The organism is Nocardioides sp. ChNu-99 (genome assembly GCF_029493445.1).
Classification (GTDB): Bacteria; Actinomycetota; Actinomycetes; order Propionibacteriales; family Nocardioidaceae; genus Nocardioides.
This window is the reverse complement of record NZ_JAHWBL010000086.1, coordinates 1-11,721: the sequence shown is the minus strand read 5'-3', so window position 1 is coordinate 11,721 and position 11,721 is coordinate 1. Positions and strand designations below refer to the sequence as shown.

The 11,721-nt window shown below is 74.8% G+C and carries 13 protein-coding genes; 4 read left to right on the top strand and 9 right to left on the bottom strand.

Annotated elements, in window-relative coordinates; translation table 11 throughout:
- The 3 genes from KK617_RS17870 to KK617_RS17860 form a co-directional block, all read left to right on the top strand.
- The coding region (locus tag KK617_RS17870; RefSeq protein WP_277501543.1) for an LCP family protein at window positions 1-1,066 on the top strand (1,066 nt) is incomplete at its 5' end.
- A complete protein-coding gene (locus tag KK617_RS17865) occupies window positions 1,063-1,950 on the top strand; it encodes a crotonase/enoyl-CoA hydratase family protein (RefSeq protein ID WP_277501542.1) in 888 nt (295 codons plus the stop codon). The genes KK617_RS17870 and KK617_RS17865, both read left to right, overlap by 4 nt.
- A 5-nt stretch (window positions 1,951-1,955) precedes the next feature.
- Window positions 1,956-2,372, top strand: coding sequence for a CoA-binding protein (locus KK617_RS17860; RefSeq protein WP_277501541.1), 417 nt, complete (start codon window positions 1,956-1,958; stop codon window positions 2,370-2,372).
- Window positions 2,373-2,376: 4 nt separating this feature from the next.
- Here KK617_RS17860 and purE read toward each other — a convergent pair whose 3' ends face one another.
- From purE to KK617_RS17815, 9 genes are all read right to left on the bottom strand, one after another.
- Window positions 2,377-2,928: a 5-(carboxyamino)imidazole ribonucleotide mutase gene (gene purE / locus KK617_RS17855; RefSeq protein ID WP_277501540.1), complete on the bottom strand. Its 552-nt coding sequence runs from the start codon at window positions 2,926-2,928 to the stop codon at window positions 2,377-2,379.
- A 1-nt stretch (window position 2,929) separates the two neighbouring features.
- Complete coding sequence (locus KK617_RS17850) at window positions 2,930-4,087, bottom strand: 5-(carboxyamino)imidazole ribonucleotide synthase (RefSeq protein WP_277501539.1); 1,158 nt, start codon at window positions 4,085-4,087, stop codon at window positions 2,930-2,932.
- On the bottom strand, window positions 4,080-6,143 hold the full coding sequence (locus KK617_RS17845; RefSeq protein WP_277501538.1) for a glycosyltransferase: 2,064 nt from the start codon (window positions 6,141-6,143) through the stop codon (window positions 4,080-4,082). Before KK617_RS17845 ends, KK617_RS17850 begins: the two co-directional genes overlap by 8 nt.
- A complete protein-coding gene (locus KK617_RS17840) occupies window positions 6,143-7,207 on the bottom strand; it encodes a hypothetical protein (protein WP_277501537.1) in 1,065 nt (354 codons plus the stop codon). The genes KK617_RS17845 and KK617_RS17840 overlap by 1 nt, the downstream gene beginning before the upstream one ends.
- On the bottom strand, window positions 7,194-8,144 hold the full coding sequence (locus KK617_RS17835) for a glycosyltransferase family 2 protein (protein ID WP_277501536.1): 951 nt from the start codon (window positions 8,142-8,144) through the stop codon (window positions 7,194-7,196). The genes KK617_RS17840 and KK617_RS17835 overlap by 14 nt, the downstream gene beginning before the upstream one ends.
- A gap of 137 nt (window positions 8,145-8,281) precedes the next feature.
- Window positions 8,282-8,608, bottom strand: coding sequence for a winged helix-turn-helix domain-containing protein (locus KK617_RS17830; protein WP_277501535.1), 327 nt, complete (start codon window positions 8,606-8,608; stop codon window positions 8,282-8,284).
- Window positions 8,609-8,712: 104 nt separating this feature from the next.
- The gene (locus KK617_RS17825) at window positions 8,713-9,729 is read right to left on the bottom strand and encodes an adenylate/guanylate cyclase domain-containing protein (RefSeq protein WP_277501533.1); all 1,017 of its coding nucleotides are present in this window, start codon (window positions 9,727-9,729) and stop codon (window positions 8,713-8,715) included.
- A complete protein-coding gene (locus KK617_RS17820; protein WP_277501532.1) occupies window positions 9,713-10,225 on the bottom strand; it encodes a PH domain-containing protein in 513 nt (170 codons plus the stop codon). Before KK617_RS17820 ends, KK617_RS17825 begins: the two co-directional genes overlap by 17 nt.
- Before the next feature lie 33 nt (window positions 10,226-10,258).
- Window positions 10,259-11,083 carry a biotin--[acetyl-CoA-carboxylase] ligase gene (locus tag KK617_RS17815; protein ID WP_277501531.1) on the bottom strand — a complete coding sequence of 275 codons (825 nt, stop codon included), beginning with the start codon at window positions 11,081-11,083 and terminating at the stop codon, window positions 10,259-10,261.
- A gap of 63 nt (window positions 11,084-11,146) precedes the next feature.
- Between KK617_RS17815 and KK617_RS17810 the strand changes: the two genes are divergently transcribed.
- Window positions 11,147-11,721: hypothetical protein (locus tag KK617_RS17810; RefSeq protein ID WP_277501530.1), on the top strand; the 575-nt coding region annotated here is incomplete at its 3' end.

The window sequence follows — 11,721 nt, the reverse complement described above, 5'->3', positions numbered from 1 at the left end:
CCCGCGGGGCCCCGCGGACCGCCATCCCCCCGGCCCCCCGCCGGGCCCGGCCCCGCAGGCCCCGGCGCGCACCCGTCGTCGGCGCCCGCGCGTCGGTCGCGTGCTGCTGGCGCTCCTCGCGCTGTGGCTGGTCTTCCTCGTCGCGACGCCCATCTGGGCCTGGACCCAGGTCGGCCGCGTCGACGCGATGCCGAGCGGCGAGCGTCCCGGCGACCAGCCGGGCACGACGTACCTCGTCGTCGGCAGCGACTCCCGCGCCGGCCTCAGCGACGAGGAGCGGCGCCGCCTCGGCACGGGCAGCAACGAGGGCGACCGCACCGACACGATCATGCTGCTGCACACCGGCAGCGGCTCGCCGGTCGTCGTGTCCTTCCCGCGCGACAGCAACGTCGAGCTGCCCGACGGCAGCACCTCGAAGATCAACGCGGTCTACTCCCGCGGTGGCGGGGGCGACGACGGCGCCCGGCTGCTGGTCGAGACCGTCGAGCGCAACACCGGCGTCCGCATCGACCACTACGCCGAGATCGGCATGGGGGGCGTCGCCGGCGTCGTGGACGCGGTGGGCGGCATAGAGGTCTGCCCGGACGACCCGATCAAGGACGACGCCGCCCACATCGACCTCGAGGCCGGCTGCCAGGAGGTCGACGGGGTGACCGCGCTCGGCTACTCCCGGTCGCGCTGCTCCAAGAACGGCCCGCCCGAGTGCCCCTTCACCGCCTCCGACCTCGACCGCGTGCAGAACCAGCGCGAGGTCGTCGCCGCCGTCGGCTCGAAGGCGGCCTCGCCGTGGAACGTGGTGCTCCCCTGGCGGTACGTCGCGCTCAACGTCGCCGCGACCTCGTTCGTCGCCGTCGACGAGCAGACCAACGTCGTCGAGGCCGGCCGCATGGCCCTCGCCCTGCGGGCCATCGGCGGCGGCGCCGACAACTGCACGGTGCCCCTGACGAGCAGCTCCGCCGAGTCGTGGGACACCGAGCGCGCCGACCTGCTGTTCGCCGCCATCGCCTCCGACGAACCCGACCAGATCACCGACGACATCTGCACCCAGAACGGACTCCGCCCATGACGACCTCGGTCCCCTCGTACTCCACCCTCGACTGGCAGGTCGAGGACGGCGTCCTCACCCTGACGCTGGACCGCCCCGACGCGCTCAACTCGTTCACCGTCACGATGGCCGAGGAGCTCGAGGAGGCGTTCCGCCGCGTCAACGACCACGACGAGGTCGCCGCGGTCGTCGTGACCGGGGCCGGGCGGGCGTTCTGCGCCGGCATGGACCTCACCCGCGAGGGCAACGTCTTCGGTCTCGACGAGAGCCTGAGCCCCACCCCCGAGGACATGCGCGACCGCCTCGACGCCCCCGAGATCCAGGCGGGCGTGCGGGACACCGGCGGCCGGGTCACCCTGGCGATCTACGACTGCACCAAGCCCGTCATCGGCGCCATCAACGGCGCGGCGGTCGGCATCGGGGCCACCATGACGCTGCCCATGGACGTGCGGCTCGTGTCGACCAGGGCGCGCGTCGGCTTCGTCTTCGGCAAGATCGGCATCGTGCCCGAGGCCTGCTCGTCGTGGTTCCTGCCCCGCCTCGTGGGCATCTCCCGGGCGCTCGAGTGGATCTACTCCGCCGACATCCTCGGCCCCGACGAGCTGCTCGAGGGCGGCCTCGTCCGCTCCGTGCACGAGCCCGAGGACCTGCTGCCCGCGGCGCAGGAGCTGGCGCGGCGCTTCACGCGCAACCGCTCGCCGTACGCCGTCGCCCTGGCCCGGCAGCTCGTCTACCGCAACGTGGGCGCCCCCCACCCGCTCGACGCCCACCGCGCGGACTCGCTCGCGATGTTCTACGCGTCGCAGGCCGACGGCAAGGAGGGCGTCGCCGCCTTCCTCGAGAAGCGCGACCCCGACTTCTCGGCCCCGGCCTCCCGCGTGCCCGACGTCTTCGGCGAGCGGTGAGCGGCGTGGGCGCCGACTGGCAGGACCCCGCAGCGGTCTCCCTCATGCTCGACGAGCTCGAGACCTGGGCCGTCGTCGGGCTCTCCGACGACCCGAGCCGCACGGCGTACCGCATCGCGGAGCTGCTGCAGCAGCGCGGCAAGCGGATCGTGCCCGTGCACCCGGCCGCGCCCGTCGTGCACGGCGAGCAGGGCTACGCCTCGCTCGCCGACGTGCCGTTCCCGATCGACGTCGTCGACGTTTTCCGCCGCTCCGAAGCGGCCGGCGGGGTCGTGGACGAGGCGATCGCCGTGGGCGCGAAGGCCGTGTGGCTGCAGCTCGGCGTCGTCGACGAGGCGGCCTTCGAGCGGGCCCGCGCCGCCGGCCTGGCGGCCGTCATGGACACGTGCCCCGCGATCGAGTGGCGCCGCCGCGGCGCGTGAGCCGCTAGAAGCCGGCGCGGGTGCGCCCCGCCACGGCGGTGCGCACGACCTCGCCCTTCGCGTGGGCCGCGTCGCGCAGCGACTCCTGGAAGCGCACCATGCGCTCGCGCAGGGCCGGGTCGGTCGCCGCCAGGATCCGCACGGCCAGCAGGCCCGCGTTGCGGGCGTTGCCGATCGACACGGTGGCCACCGGCACGCCGGCGGGCATCTGCACGATGGAGAGCAGCGAGTCCATCCCGTCGAGGTGGCGCAGCGGCACGGGCACGCCGATGACGGGCAGCGGGGTCACCGCGGCGAGCATCCCGGGCAGGTGGGCCGCTCCCCCGGCGCCGGCGACCAGGACCGACAGGCCGCGGTCGGCGGCGTCACGGCCGTAGGCCAGCATCTCGTCGGGCATCCGGTGCGCCGAGACGACGTCGGCCTCGAAGGCGACGTCGAACTCCGCCAGCGCGGTCGCGGCCGCCTCCATCACGGGCCAGTCCGAGTCCGAGCCCATGACGATGCCGACGCGGGCGGGGCCCGCCGGGGTGGTCGTCACAGGGGTGGTCGCGCTCATCTCACTCGCTCTCGTCGCCGAGGTCGCCCGCGAACCAGGCCGCCGCGTGGCGGGCCCGCTCCCGGCAGTCCTCGAGGTCGTCGCCGTACGTGTTGACGTGGCCGACCTTGCGCCCCGGGCGCAGGTCCTTGCCGTAGAGGTGCACCCGCAGGTGCGGGTCGCGCGCCATCGCGTGGGGGTAGCCGTCGTACAGCCGCCCCGTCTCGCTCGCCGAGCCCAGCACGTTGACCATCACCGACCAGCGGGCGCGGGGCGCCGGCGAGCCGAGCGGCAGGTCGAGCACGGCCCGCAGGTGGTTCTCGAACTGCGAGGTCACCGCCCCGTCCTGCGTCCAGTGGCCCGTGTTGTGGGGGCGCATCGCCAGCTCGTTGACGAGCAGGCGGCCGTCGGCCGTCTCGAACAGCTCGACCGCCAGGATGCCGACGACGCCGAGCTCGCCGGCGACGCGCAGCGCGATCTCCTGCGCCTGCGTCGCGCGGTGCTCCGGCAGGTCCGGCGCGGGGGCCGTCACCTCGTGGCAGATGCCGTCGCGCTGCACCGTCTCCACGACGGGGTACGCCGCGGCCTGCCCGCTGGGCGAGCGGGCCACGATGGCCGACAGCTCCCGGGCGAAGTCGACGAGCTCCTCGGCCAGCACCTCGACGCCGCCGGCGGCGGCTGCGGCGAAGGCCGGGTCGGCGTCCGCCGGGGCGCGCACCACCCAGACGCCCTTGCCGTCGTAGCCGCCCCGCGTCGTCTTGAGGACGCACGGGAACCCGAACGCCTCCACGTCGGCCGGGGTGGCGACCACCGCGTTGCGGGGGCAGGGCACGCCGAGCTCGGCGAGCCGGCGGCGCATGACCGCCTTGTCCTGGGCGTGGACGAGCGCGTCGGGTCCGGGACGCACCGCGACCCCGGCGGCCTCGAGGGCCCGCAGGTGCTCGGTCGGGACGTGCTCGTGGTCGAACGTGACCGCGACGCAGCCGGCCGTCACGGCCTCGAGGTCCGCCAGGTCGCGGTGGTCGCCGACCAGGTGGTCGGGCACGACCTGCGCGGCCGAGACGTCCGGCCGCTCGGCGAGGAGGCGCAGCGGCACGCCGAGGGTCGCGGCCGGCTCGGCCATCATGCGGGCGAGCTGGCCGCCGCCGACGACGGCCAGCCGGGGGGCGCGCTCAGCCATCGAGGCCGGCGACGACGTCGGCGAACTCCCGGGCCATCCGCTGCGGCGAGCGCTCCGCGGCGAGCGCGTGCGCCGCCGTACGGGCCCGGGCAGCGCCCTCGGGGTCCACGACGAGCTCGTCCAGCGCCACCGCGATGGCACGGCGCAGACCCGCGTCGTCGCCCGTGTCGAACAGGCGCACCTGCGGCTGGTCGTCGAACGCCCGCAGCGCCCCGGCCCGCGGCGCCACGACGGGCAGGCCGAAGGTCTGCGAGAGCAGGAACGAGCCCGAGTTGAGGATGTTGCGGTAGTTGAGGACCGCGAGGTCCGCCGCCTTCATCCACACCTGCAGCTGGTCGTCCGGCACGAAGTCGAAGAACGCGATGATTCGCGGGTCCGCCAGGCAGTCCGACTCGAACTTCGCCGAACGGGCCAGCTTGCCGGGACGCCCCGCGATGAGCAGGCGCAGCGACGGGTCGTCGCGGTGCAGCTCGTCGAACACCGCCACCAGCTTGTCGAGGCCCTTGTAGGGGCGCACGCCGCCGAGGGCGATGATGGCCTTCTCGTGGGGCTCGAGGCCGAGACGCTCGCGCGCCCCCTCCCGCGAGATCCACGTCGGGTAGCGCCCGTCGTAGCTGGAGTGCTCGATGACGACGGCCTTGGCCGGGTCGATCCGGTAGTACGGCGCCGCCTGCTCGATGGTCTCCGCCGACAGCAGGTGGACGACGTCCGCCTCGTCGGCCAGGAGCTGGCCGAGCTCGACCTCCGCCCACTGGAACTTCGCCTCGTGCGGCAGCACGTTGTGCACCGTCCACACCAGGTGCCCGCCGCGCTGCTTGAACGCGGCGAGGGCGGCGGCGAACTCGTCCAGCGCGAGGCGCGCCGAGAACGGGCCGCGGCTGGGCTGCAGGATCGGGTCGGGCCACTGGATGTTCAGCACCCCGGGGTGGCCCGGCGCCTGCGCCCGCGTGCGCAGGTGCTCGGTCGCGTCCGGCACGGGCACCGCGTAGGAGCCGACCGACGGCAGCGCCGAGAACAGCATCGGCTGGTAGGGGTTCGTCCAGTAGTCCGGGAAGTAGTGCACCGGGCGCGGCGCCGGCGGGGCGTCGTGCTCCTCCCCCGCGGCGAGCGCCGTGAGGAACTCGCCGGCCCGCACCTTCCACGTGTGGCGCTCGAGCACCGTGGCGCGCGTCAGGTCGGCGAGGCGGGCGGTCTCGGCCGGGTCCTCGCGCAGGCGCCGCAGGATCCGCGAGAGCTCCCCCGCGTCCCGGTACGTCGGGAGGTGGCCGAAGCCCTGGTCGGCCAGACCGAGGCGCGTGTTCAGCAGCGGCAGGGCGCCGCACGCCGCGCTCTCGTAGAGCCGGCTGTTGAGCGCGCCGAAGCCGACGTTGGAGCGGTTGACGTCGTCGATGACGAACGAGCTCTGGCCGTAGACCTCGGGCAGGTCGAAGTAGGAGCGCGCACCGCGGTGCCAGCGCCGCAGCTTCGGCGGGGCGTTGCGGGCCGCGCCGTACATGACGACGTCGGCGTCGACGGGCAGCCGCACGAGCACCTTGTGCACGTCGCGCAGGGAGCCCCAGTAGTTGGCGGTCGTGACCGCGGTGGTGCTGCGCACGCCCGCGGGGGGCAGCACGAACAGCTCGTCGTCGGCCGCGATGGGCAGCGGCTCGGGCCACACCCGGTCGGTCTCGCGCTGCAGGCGCGCCACGGCGAGCGCGGAGGAGGCGAAGACCTGGTGGTAGCCGCTGAGCGAGCCCATGCGGCACCAGCGCTCGACCTCGTTGCGCACCCAGGCGACCTTGCGCACGCCCGGTCGCAGCAGCGAGGGGTCGAGGTCGGGGAGCATCGCGACGACGACGTCCACGTCGTCGATCTCCGCCCACGCCCAGCGCGGCACGAGGCGCACGCCGTGGCCGAGGCGGGCGAGCTCGAGCGCCATCCCGGCGGCGACGTAGATGTCGCCGCGGCCCTCGTCGAGGTCGTCGGTGTAGACGCAGAACGCGAACGACGTGCCCTCACCCCGGGCGTACTCGCCCGCGCAGAGCGCGTCGTACGCCGCGCGCCGCTCCAGCGACATCAGCGGGACCGCACGCGGTCGAGCACGCGACGGGCAGCGCGCTCCAGCCGCGGGTCGGAGCGCACGACCTCGGCGGCCCGCCGGCGGGCGCGCCGGTAGGCGACCTTCGCCGCCAGCGGCTTGCCGTCGACGCTGACGAGGCGCTCGTACTCGCGCTGCCACTTGTCGAGCTGCTTCTGGATCGCGACGCGGCTCTCGTGCGTGCGCTCGATCTCGGCGCGCATGTCGGCCACCTCGGAGGCGCCCAGGCGCAGCTCGGACCCGAAGTGCGCCCGCTCGGCGGCGAGCAGCTCGCGCAGGGTGGAGACCTCGCGCTCGAGCTGGTCGACCCGGCTGCGCAGCAGCTCGCGGGAGTCGAACAGCTGCTGCCACTCGGTCTCGTCGCGGGGTCCCGACGTCTGCGCGGGTGCCGCGGACGTCACCGACTCCCCGGTCGTCTCGTCGTCGGACAGCTCAGGCATCTCGCCTCGGATCCTCTCCTCGTCGGTCGCGGACAGGGCCGGCGCGCGGTCGGGTCGGTGGACCCGCCGCTCGTCCACCCGCACGAGCCCGCTTCGTTCCAGCACACGCCCCACCTGGGGGGACGTGCAGCTCCGTGCACCGTGGTCGTCGACCACGGACGTCTCGGTGTACGTCGCCGTGCGCCGCAGCAGCCCGGCCCGCACCCCGGGACCGGTGGCCGCGGAGACGCAGAGCACGAGGGTACCGTCCGGCGCGAGCGCCTCGGACCGCAGCCGCGCCAGGAGCGCGACCAGCCCGCGGGCCGCGTCCCCGGCCCCGACCGCGTCGACGACGACGGCGTCGTGCCGGCGGACTGCGGTGGGCCCGGTGCTCCCAGTGCTCCCGGCCACCTCGACCCCCGGCAGCGCGTCGCGCAGGGCGGCGGCGAGCTCCGTCGTACGACGCTCCCCCGCGGCGGGAGGACCACCGGCGGGGGGCAGGGCCAGCACCAGGGCGGTGTCCGGCGCGCGGACCACGAGGAGCTCGGCCACCGCGGCGGCGCGCTCGCGCACCGCGGCGGCGTGCACCGGCCCGTCGACGGCCACGTCGTCAGCGCCCGGCAAGCGACTCCTCCGCGCGCGGGAAGTGCGTCACGAGGTCGTTGCGGCCGAAGCGTCCGGCGCGGGCGTCCTCGACCGCCATCGTCACGAGCTCGTCGAAGCGCTCCAGCCACGCCGGGGCGCCGTCCTCGACCTTCTTGCGCCACGCCTTCAGGAAGGTCTCCTGCAGGTGGGCCACCGACGCGTCGGGGTCGATGCCGAGGGCGTCGCGCGCGAAGCCGTAGCGGTTCCGCGTCATGTAGTAGATGTAGTACGGCTGCGGCAGCGAGCCGCTGGAGCGCTTGAGGTGCACCATCGACGCCGTGCGGTTGACCATCGTGCGCCAGCCCGCGTCCTGCAGGCGCACGCACCAGTCGGTCTCCTCGAAGTAGAGGAAGTAGTGCTCCGGCATGAGGCCGACGTGATCGAGCGTCGCGCGGCGGATCAGCGGGGCCGCGCCGGTCACGTAGTCGACGTCGACGACCTTGCGTCCGCCGACGGCGGCCGGGGCCTTGCCGTTGTTCACGTGCGACGTCGCGCCCGTGGTGCGGTCGATGGTCGCCCCGTCGAACCAGATGCGCGGCTCCTTGCCGCCGTACAGGATGCGGGAGCCGACGACGCCGCAGTCCGGGTAGGCCTGCAGGTGCTCGATGAGGGTGCCGAGCGTGCGCGGCCCGACGCGGGTGTCGGGGTTGAGGATCCAGACGTACTGCGCGTCCGTCTCCAGCGCCTTGCGCACCCCGACGTTGTTGCCGCCGGCGTAGCCGAGGTTCTCCCCCGTCGCCAGCACCGTGCCGCGCTCACCGATGGCGTCGCGCAGCGCGGCGTGCTTCGCGTCGTCGGGACCGTTGTCCACGACGTAGAGGTCGAAGTCGAGATCCTCCGAACGCTCCAGGCTCGCGACGCACTCGAGGGTGTCGTCGGGATCGCCGTAGTTGAGCACCACGACGGCTGTGCGCATCGGGTTCCACCTCTCCTCGTCACCACGCCCCGGGGCGGGACGCGCCCGCCCTACGCTGCCACACCGGCGGGAGCCCGCCCAACACGGCTCACCGGTCGCCGGCGGGGCGGGTCGGGCGGGCCGGTCGGGTCGGCGGGTCAGGCGGGGCGGGAGGCCCGCACCGGCGGCTCGACCTCGAAGCGCAGGCCCTTGCCGCGGATGGTGGTGATGAGGTGCGGGGCGCGGGTGTCGTCCCCGATCTTGCGCCGCAGCCAGCCGAGGTGGACGTCGATGGTCTTGGACGAGGTCCAGAACGTCGTGTTCCACACCGTGCGCATGAGCTCCTCACGGCTCACGACCTCCCCGGCACGGGAGATGAGGGCGTGCAGGAGGTCGAACTCCTTGCGGGAGAGCACGATCTCGCGGTCGTCGGCCCAGGCACGGCGGGTCGCCGGGTCGAGTCGCACGCATTGCACCTGGAACACGTGCCACACCGTAGGAAGCCGGGGGGGCCCGCGCGGGCGAACCGGTGAAATTTTGCCTTGCCCCACCGACGGTCGAGCCGGCCCGGGCGGCCCCGCGACCGGGGTCAGGTACGGCGGACCGTCACCGGCTCCAGCAGGCCGAACCCGCGGACGGGACGGGCGGGCAGCAGGCGGGTCTCGAAGTCGCTGCGGGGCAGGAGCCGCGCGGTCTCGTGGTCGATGATCATGCGGTTGCGCCGGGCGATGTTGGTCAGCCGCGAGGCGAGGTTCACGGGAGGGCCGAAGACGTCGCCGAGGCGGGTGACGACGTGCCCGGTCGCCATGCCCACGCGCACGTCGGGCATCCGGGCGTCGCGGCCGATGACGGTGATGATGCCCTCGGCGATCTCGAGCGCGCGGACGGGGTCGTCGTTGACGAAGAGGACCGAGTCACCGAGCGACTTGATGAGCCGGCCCTGATGGGCCTGGATCACGTCGTGGCAGCGGGACTCGAAGACCTCGACGAGGTCGCCGATCCGCGACTCCTCGAGCTGGTTCGACAGCGCGGTGAAGCTCACCAGGTCGGCGAACCCGACGGTGGTGTGGGCGGTGTCGGTCTCCTCGTCGAGCTCGTCGAGGCCCTCGACCCGGCTCACCGCCGCGGCGAGGTGGCGCCGCCACGCGTTGAGCGTCAGCTGCTCGAACACGTCGCGGAAGTCCTCGACCAGGCGCACGGCCGCGCCGATGCGGCTGCCCGTGGCGCCGGGGCCCGACTCGCGCTCGTCGATGACGGGGATGAGCGCCGAGATCTCCCAGTCGGCCAGCCGCGCCATCGTCTGGCCCACGGCCCGGGTCAGGTTCACCGCCGTGTCCATGTCGAGCCCGCCCCGCTCGACGGTCTCCACGAGGGCGGCGAGCGCCGTGGTGTCGGATCCGGTGAACGTGACGTCGGCCTCGTTGAGCGGCAGGCCGAGGGCCCGCCACAGGCGGCGCACGTCGGCGACCGGGATGCCCGCCTCGTCCAGGTCCTGCGCCGTGAAGACCGGGACCTCCCCGAGGATGGCGCGCTCGAGGTCGGTGCGGGTGGGGCGCCCGCCCTCGCCGCCGGTCGGGTCGGGCTGCGGGTCAGGTGCCGTCGTCACCGCGGGCCCCGGAGAGTCGGTGGAGCTCCTCGGACACGAGCAGCTGGACCTGCTCGACGCGCGGGATGTCGCGCAGCTCGACGCGGCCCTGCTCGCTGGCGTCGGAGACCACGAGCGTGCCGCAGCCGAGGAGGCGGTCGACGACCCCGACCTCGAGGTCGACGCCGCTGATGCGGTTGAGCGGGATGGTGCGTCCCTCCTGCGCGACGAAGCCGGAGCGGGCGATGAAGCGGCGGTTGGTGAACGTGTACGTCGTGGTCAGCCACCGCACCACGGGGCGGAGCACGAACCAGAAGAGCACGACGAGGGCCGCCACCCCGGTGGCGATCCGCCCCACGTCGCCCGCCGTGCTCGCGGGGAGCACCACCACGAGGGCCACGGCCGCCGCGCCCACCACGACGAGCACCAGCAGCGCGCCGAAGATCTCCTTCACGTGCGTGCGGGTGCTCACGACGACGTGCTCGCCGGGGTTGAGGAGCCGCTGCGGGAAGGACACGGCCGCGATTGTGTCACCTCCGCCGGAGCGACCTCAGGCGTCCGCGCGTCGGACGTGCACGACGTCGCCCGCCCCCACGACGGTGCGGCCGTCCGGCCCCTCGACCACCAGGCCGCCGCCGGCGTCGACCTCGACCGCGGTTCCGTGCAGCACCCGGTCCTGCGGCAGCTCGACGCGCACTGCGCGCCCGACGGTGTCGCAGACCGAGGTGTAGTCGGCCCTCAGACCGGTCAGGTCGCCGGCCTCCCAGCGCTCCAGGCCGCGGTCGAGCTCGGCGAGCACCGCGACGAGCAGGGCCGTGCGGTCGAGCTCGGCGGCGGGCACGCCCGCGGTGGCCAGCGACTCCGCCGTCGGCACCGGCAGCTCGGCCCGCGTCGTGGAGACGTTCAGACCGATGCCCAGCACGGCGGCCGGACCGTCGGCGCTCTCCACCCGCTCGGCGAGGATCCCGCAGACCTTGCCCGTGGGCGGGCCGTCGGCGGCGACGAGCACGTCGTTGGGCCACTTCAGCCCGACCCGGAGACCCGGGTGGCGGCGGGCGACCCCCCGTCGTACGGCGGTGCCCGCCAGGAGCGGCAGCCACGGCCAGGCGGCGGCCGGCGCGCCCGGACGCAGGAGCACCGAGAAGGTGAGGGCCGCCCGGTCGGGGGTGACGAACACGCGGTCGACCCGGCCGCGGCCCGCGGTCTGGTGCTCGGCGGCGAGGACGGTGCGGGCCGGTGCGCCCGTCCGGGCCCGGGCGGCCAGGTCGGCGTTGGTCGACGCCGAGGCGGCCACGACCTCGACCGCCCAGCCCGGCAGGGCGGCGAGCTCGTCGGTGCGGAGCGGCGGGCGCAGCGGGGCGGGGTCGGCGGTCACGGGCGCGACCCTAGCCACCCGGAGCCGCCCGCCCGTCTGCCTGCCCGCCTAGACTCGCGACCCGTGCCCGTCGCCCCCGATCCGTCCCGCGTCCCCGTCGTGCTGGCGACCAGCAACGGGGTGGGCATGGGGCACCTCACCCGGCAGCTGTCGGTCGCGCTGGCGGGCGCGGACGCGCTCGACGTGACCCTGCTGTCCCTGTCGGGTGCCCTGCCGACGGTCGCGCGCGCCGTGGCCGACGGGCGCCTGCCCGGGGCCGAGCACGTGCGGGTCGAGCACTGCCCCAGCCGCACCAGCCCGTGGCAGGGCGCGGGCGCGGCCAAGGTCGCCTGGCGCACCGCCTGGGACCCCTACTTCGCCGACCGCCTGGTCGCGCTCGCGGCCGAGACGGGGGCCCGCGTCGTCGCGTTCGACGGCGTGGTGCCGTACGCGGGTCTGCTCGCCGCCCGGCGCCGCCTGCCCGGCACCGCCTTCGTCTGGGTGCGCCGCGGCATGTGGCGCCAGGGCGTCGGCGCGCCGTGGCTGGCGCGCGCCGACGCGTTCGACCTCGTCGTCGAGCCCGGCGACCTCGGCGCCGCGGCCGACACCGGACCCACCGCCGGCGACACCGGCGCGCTGCGCACCGCGCCCGTGTCGCT

Coding starts and splice junctions, on each gene's coding strand:
- KK617_RS17865 (WP_277501542.1), top strand. CDS start 1,063: ATGACGACCTCGGTCCCCTCGTACTCCACCCTCGACTGGCAGGTCGAG.
- purE (WP_277501540.1), bottom strand. CDS start 2,928: ATGAGCGCGACCACCCCTGTGACGACCACCCCGGCGGGCCCCGCCCGC.
- KK617_RS17850 (WP_277501539.1), bottom strand. CDS start 4,087: ATGGCTGAGCGCGCCCCCCGGCTGGCCGTCGTCGGCGGCGGCCAGCTC.
- KK617_RS17845 (WP_277501538.1), bottom strand. CDS start 6,143: ATGTCGCTGGAGCGGCGCGCGGCGTACGACGCGCTCTGCGCGGGCGAG.
- KK617_RS17835 (WP_277501536.1), bottom strand. CDS start 8,144: ATGCGCACAGCCGTCGTGGTGCTCAACTACGGCGATCCCGACGACACC.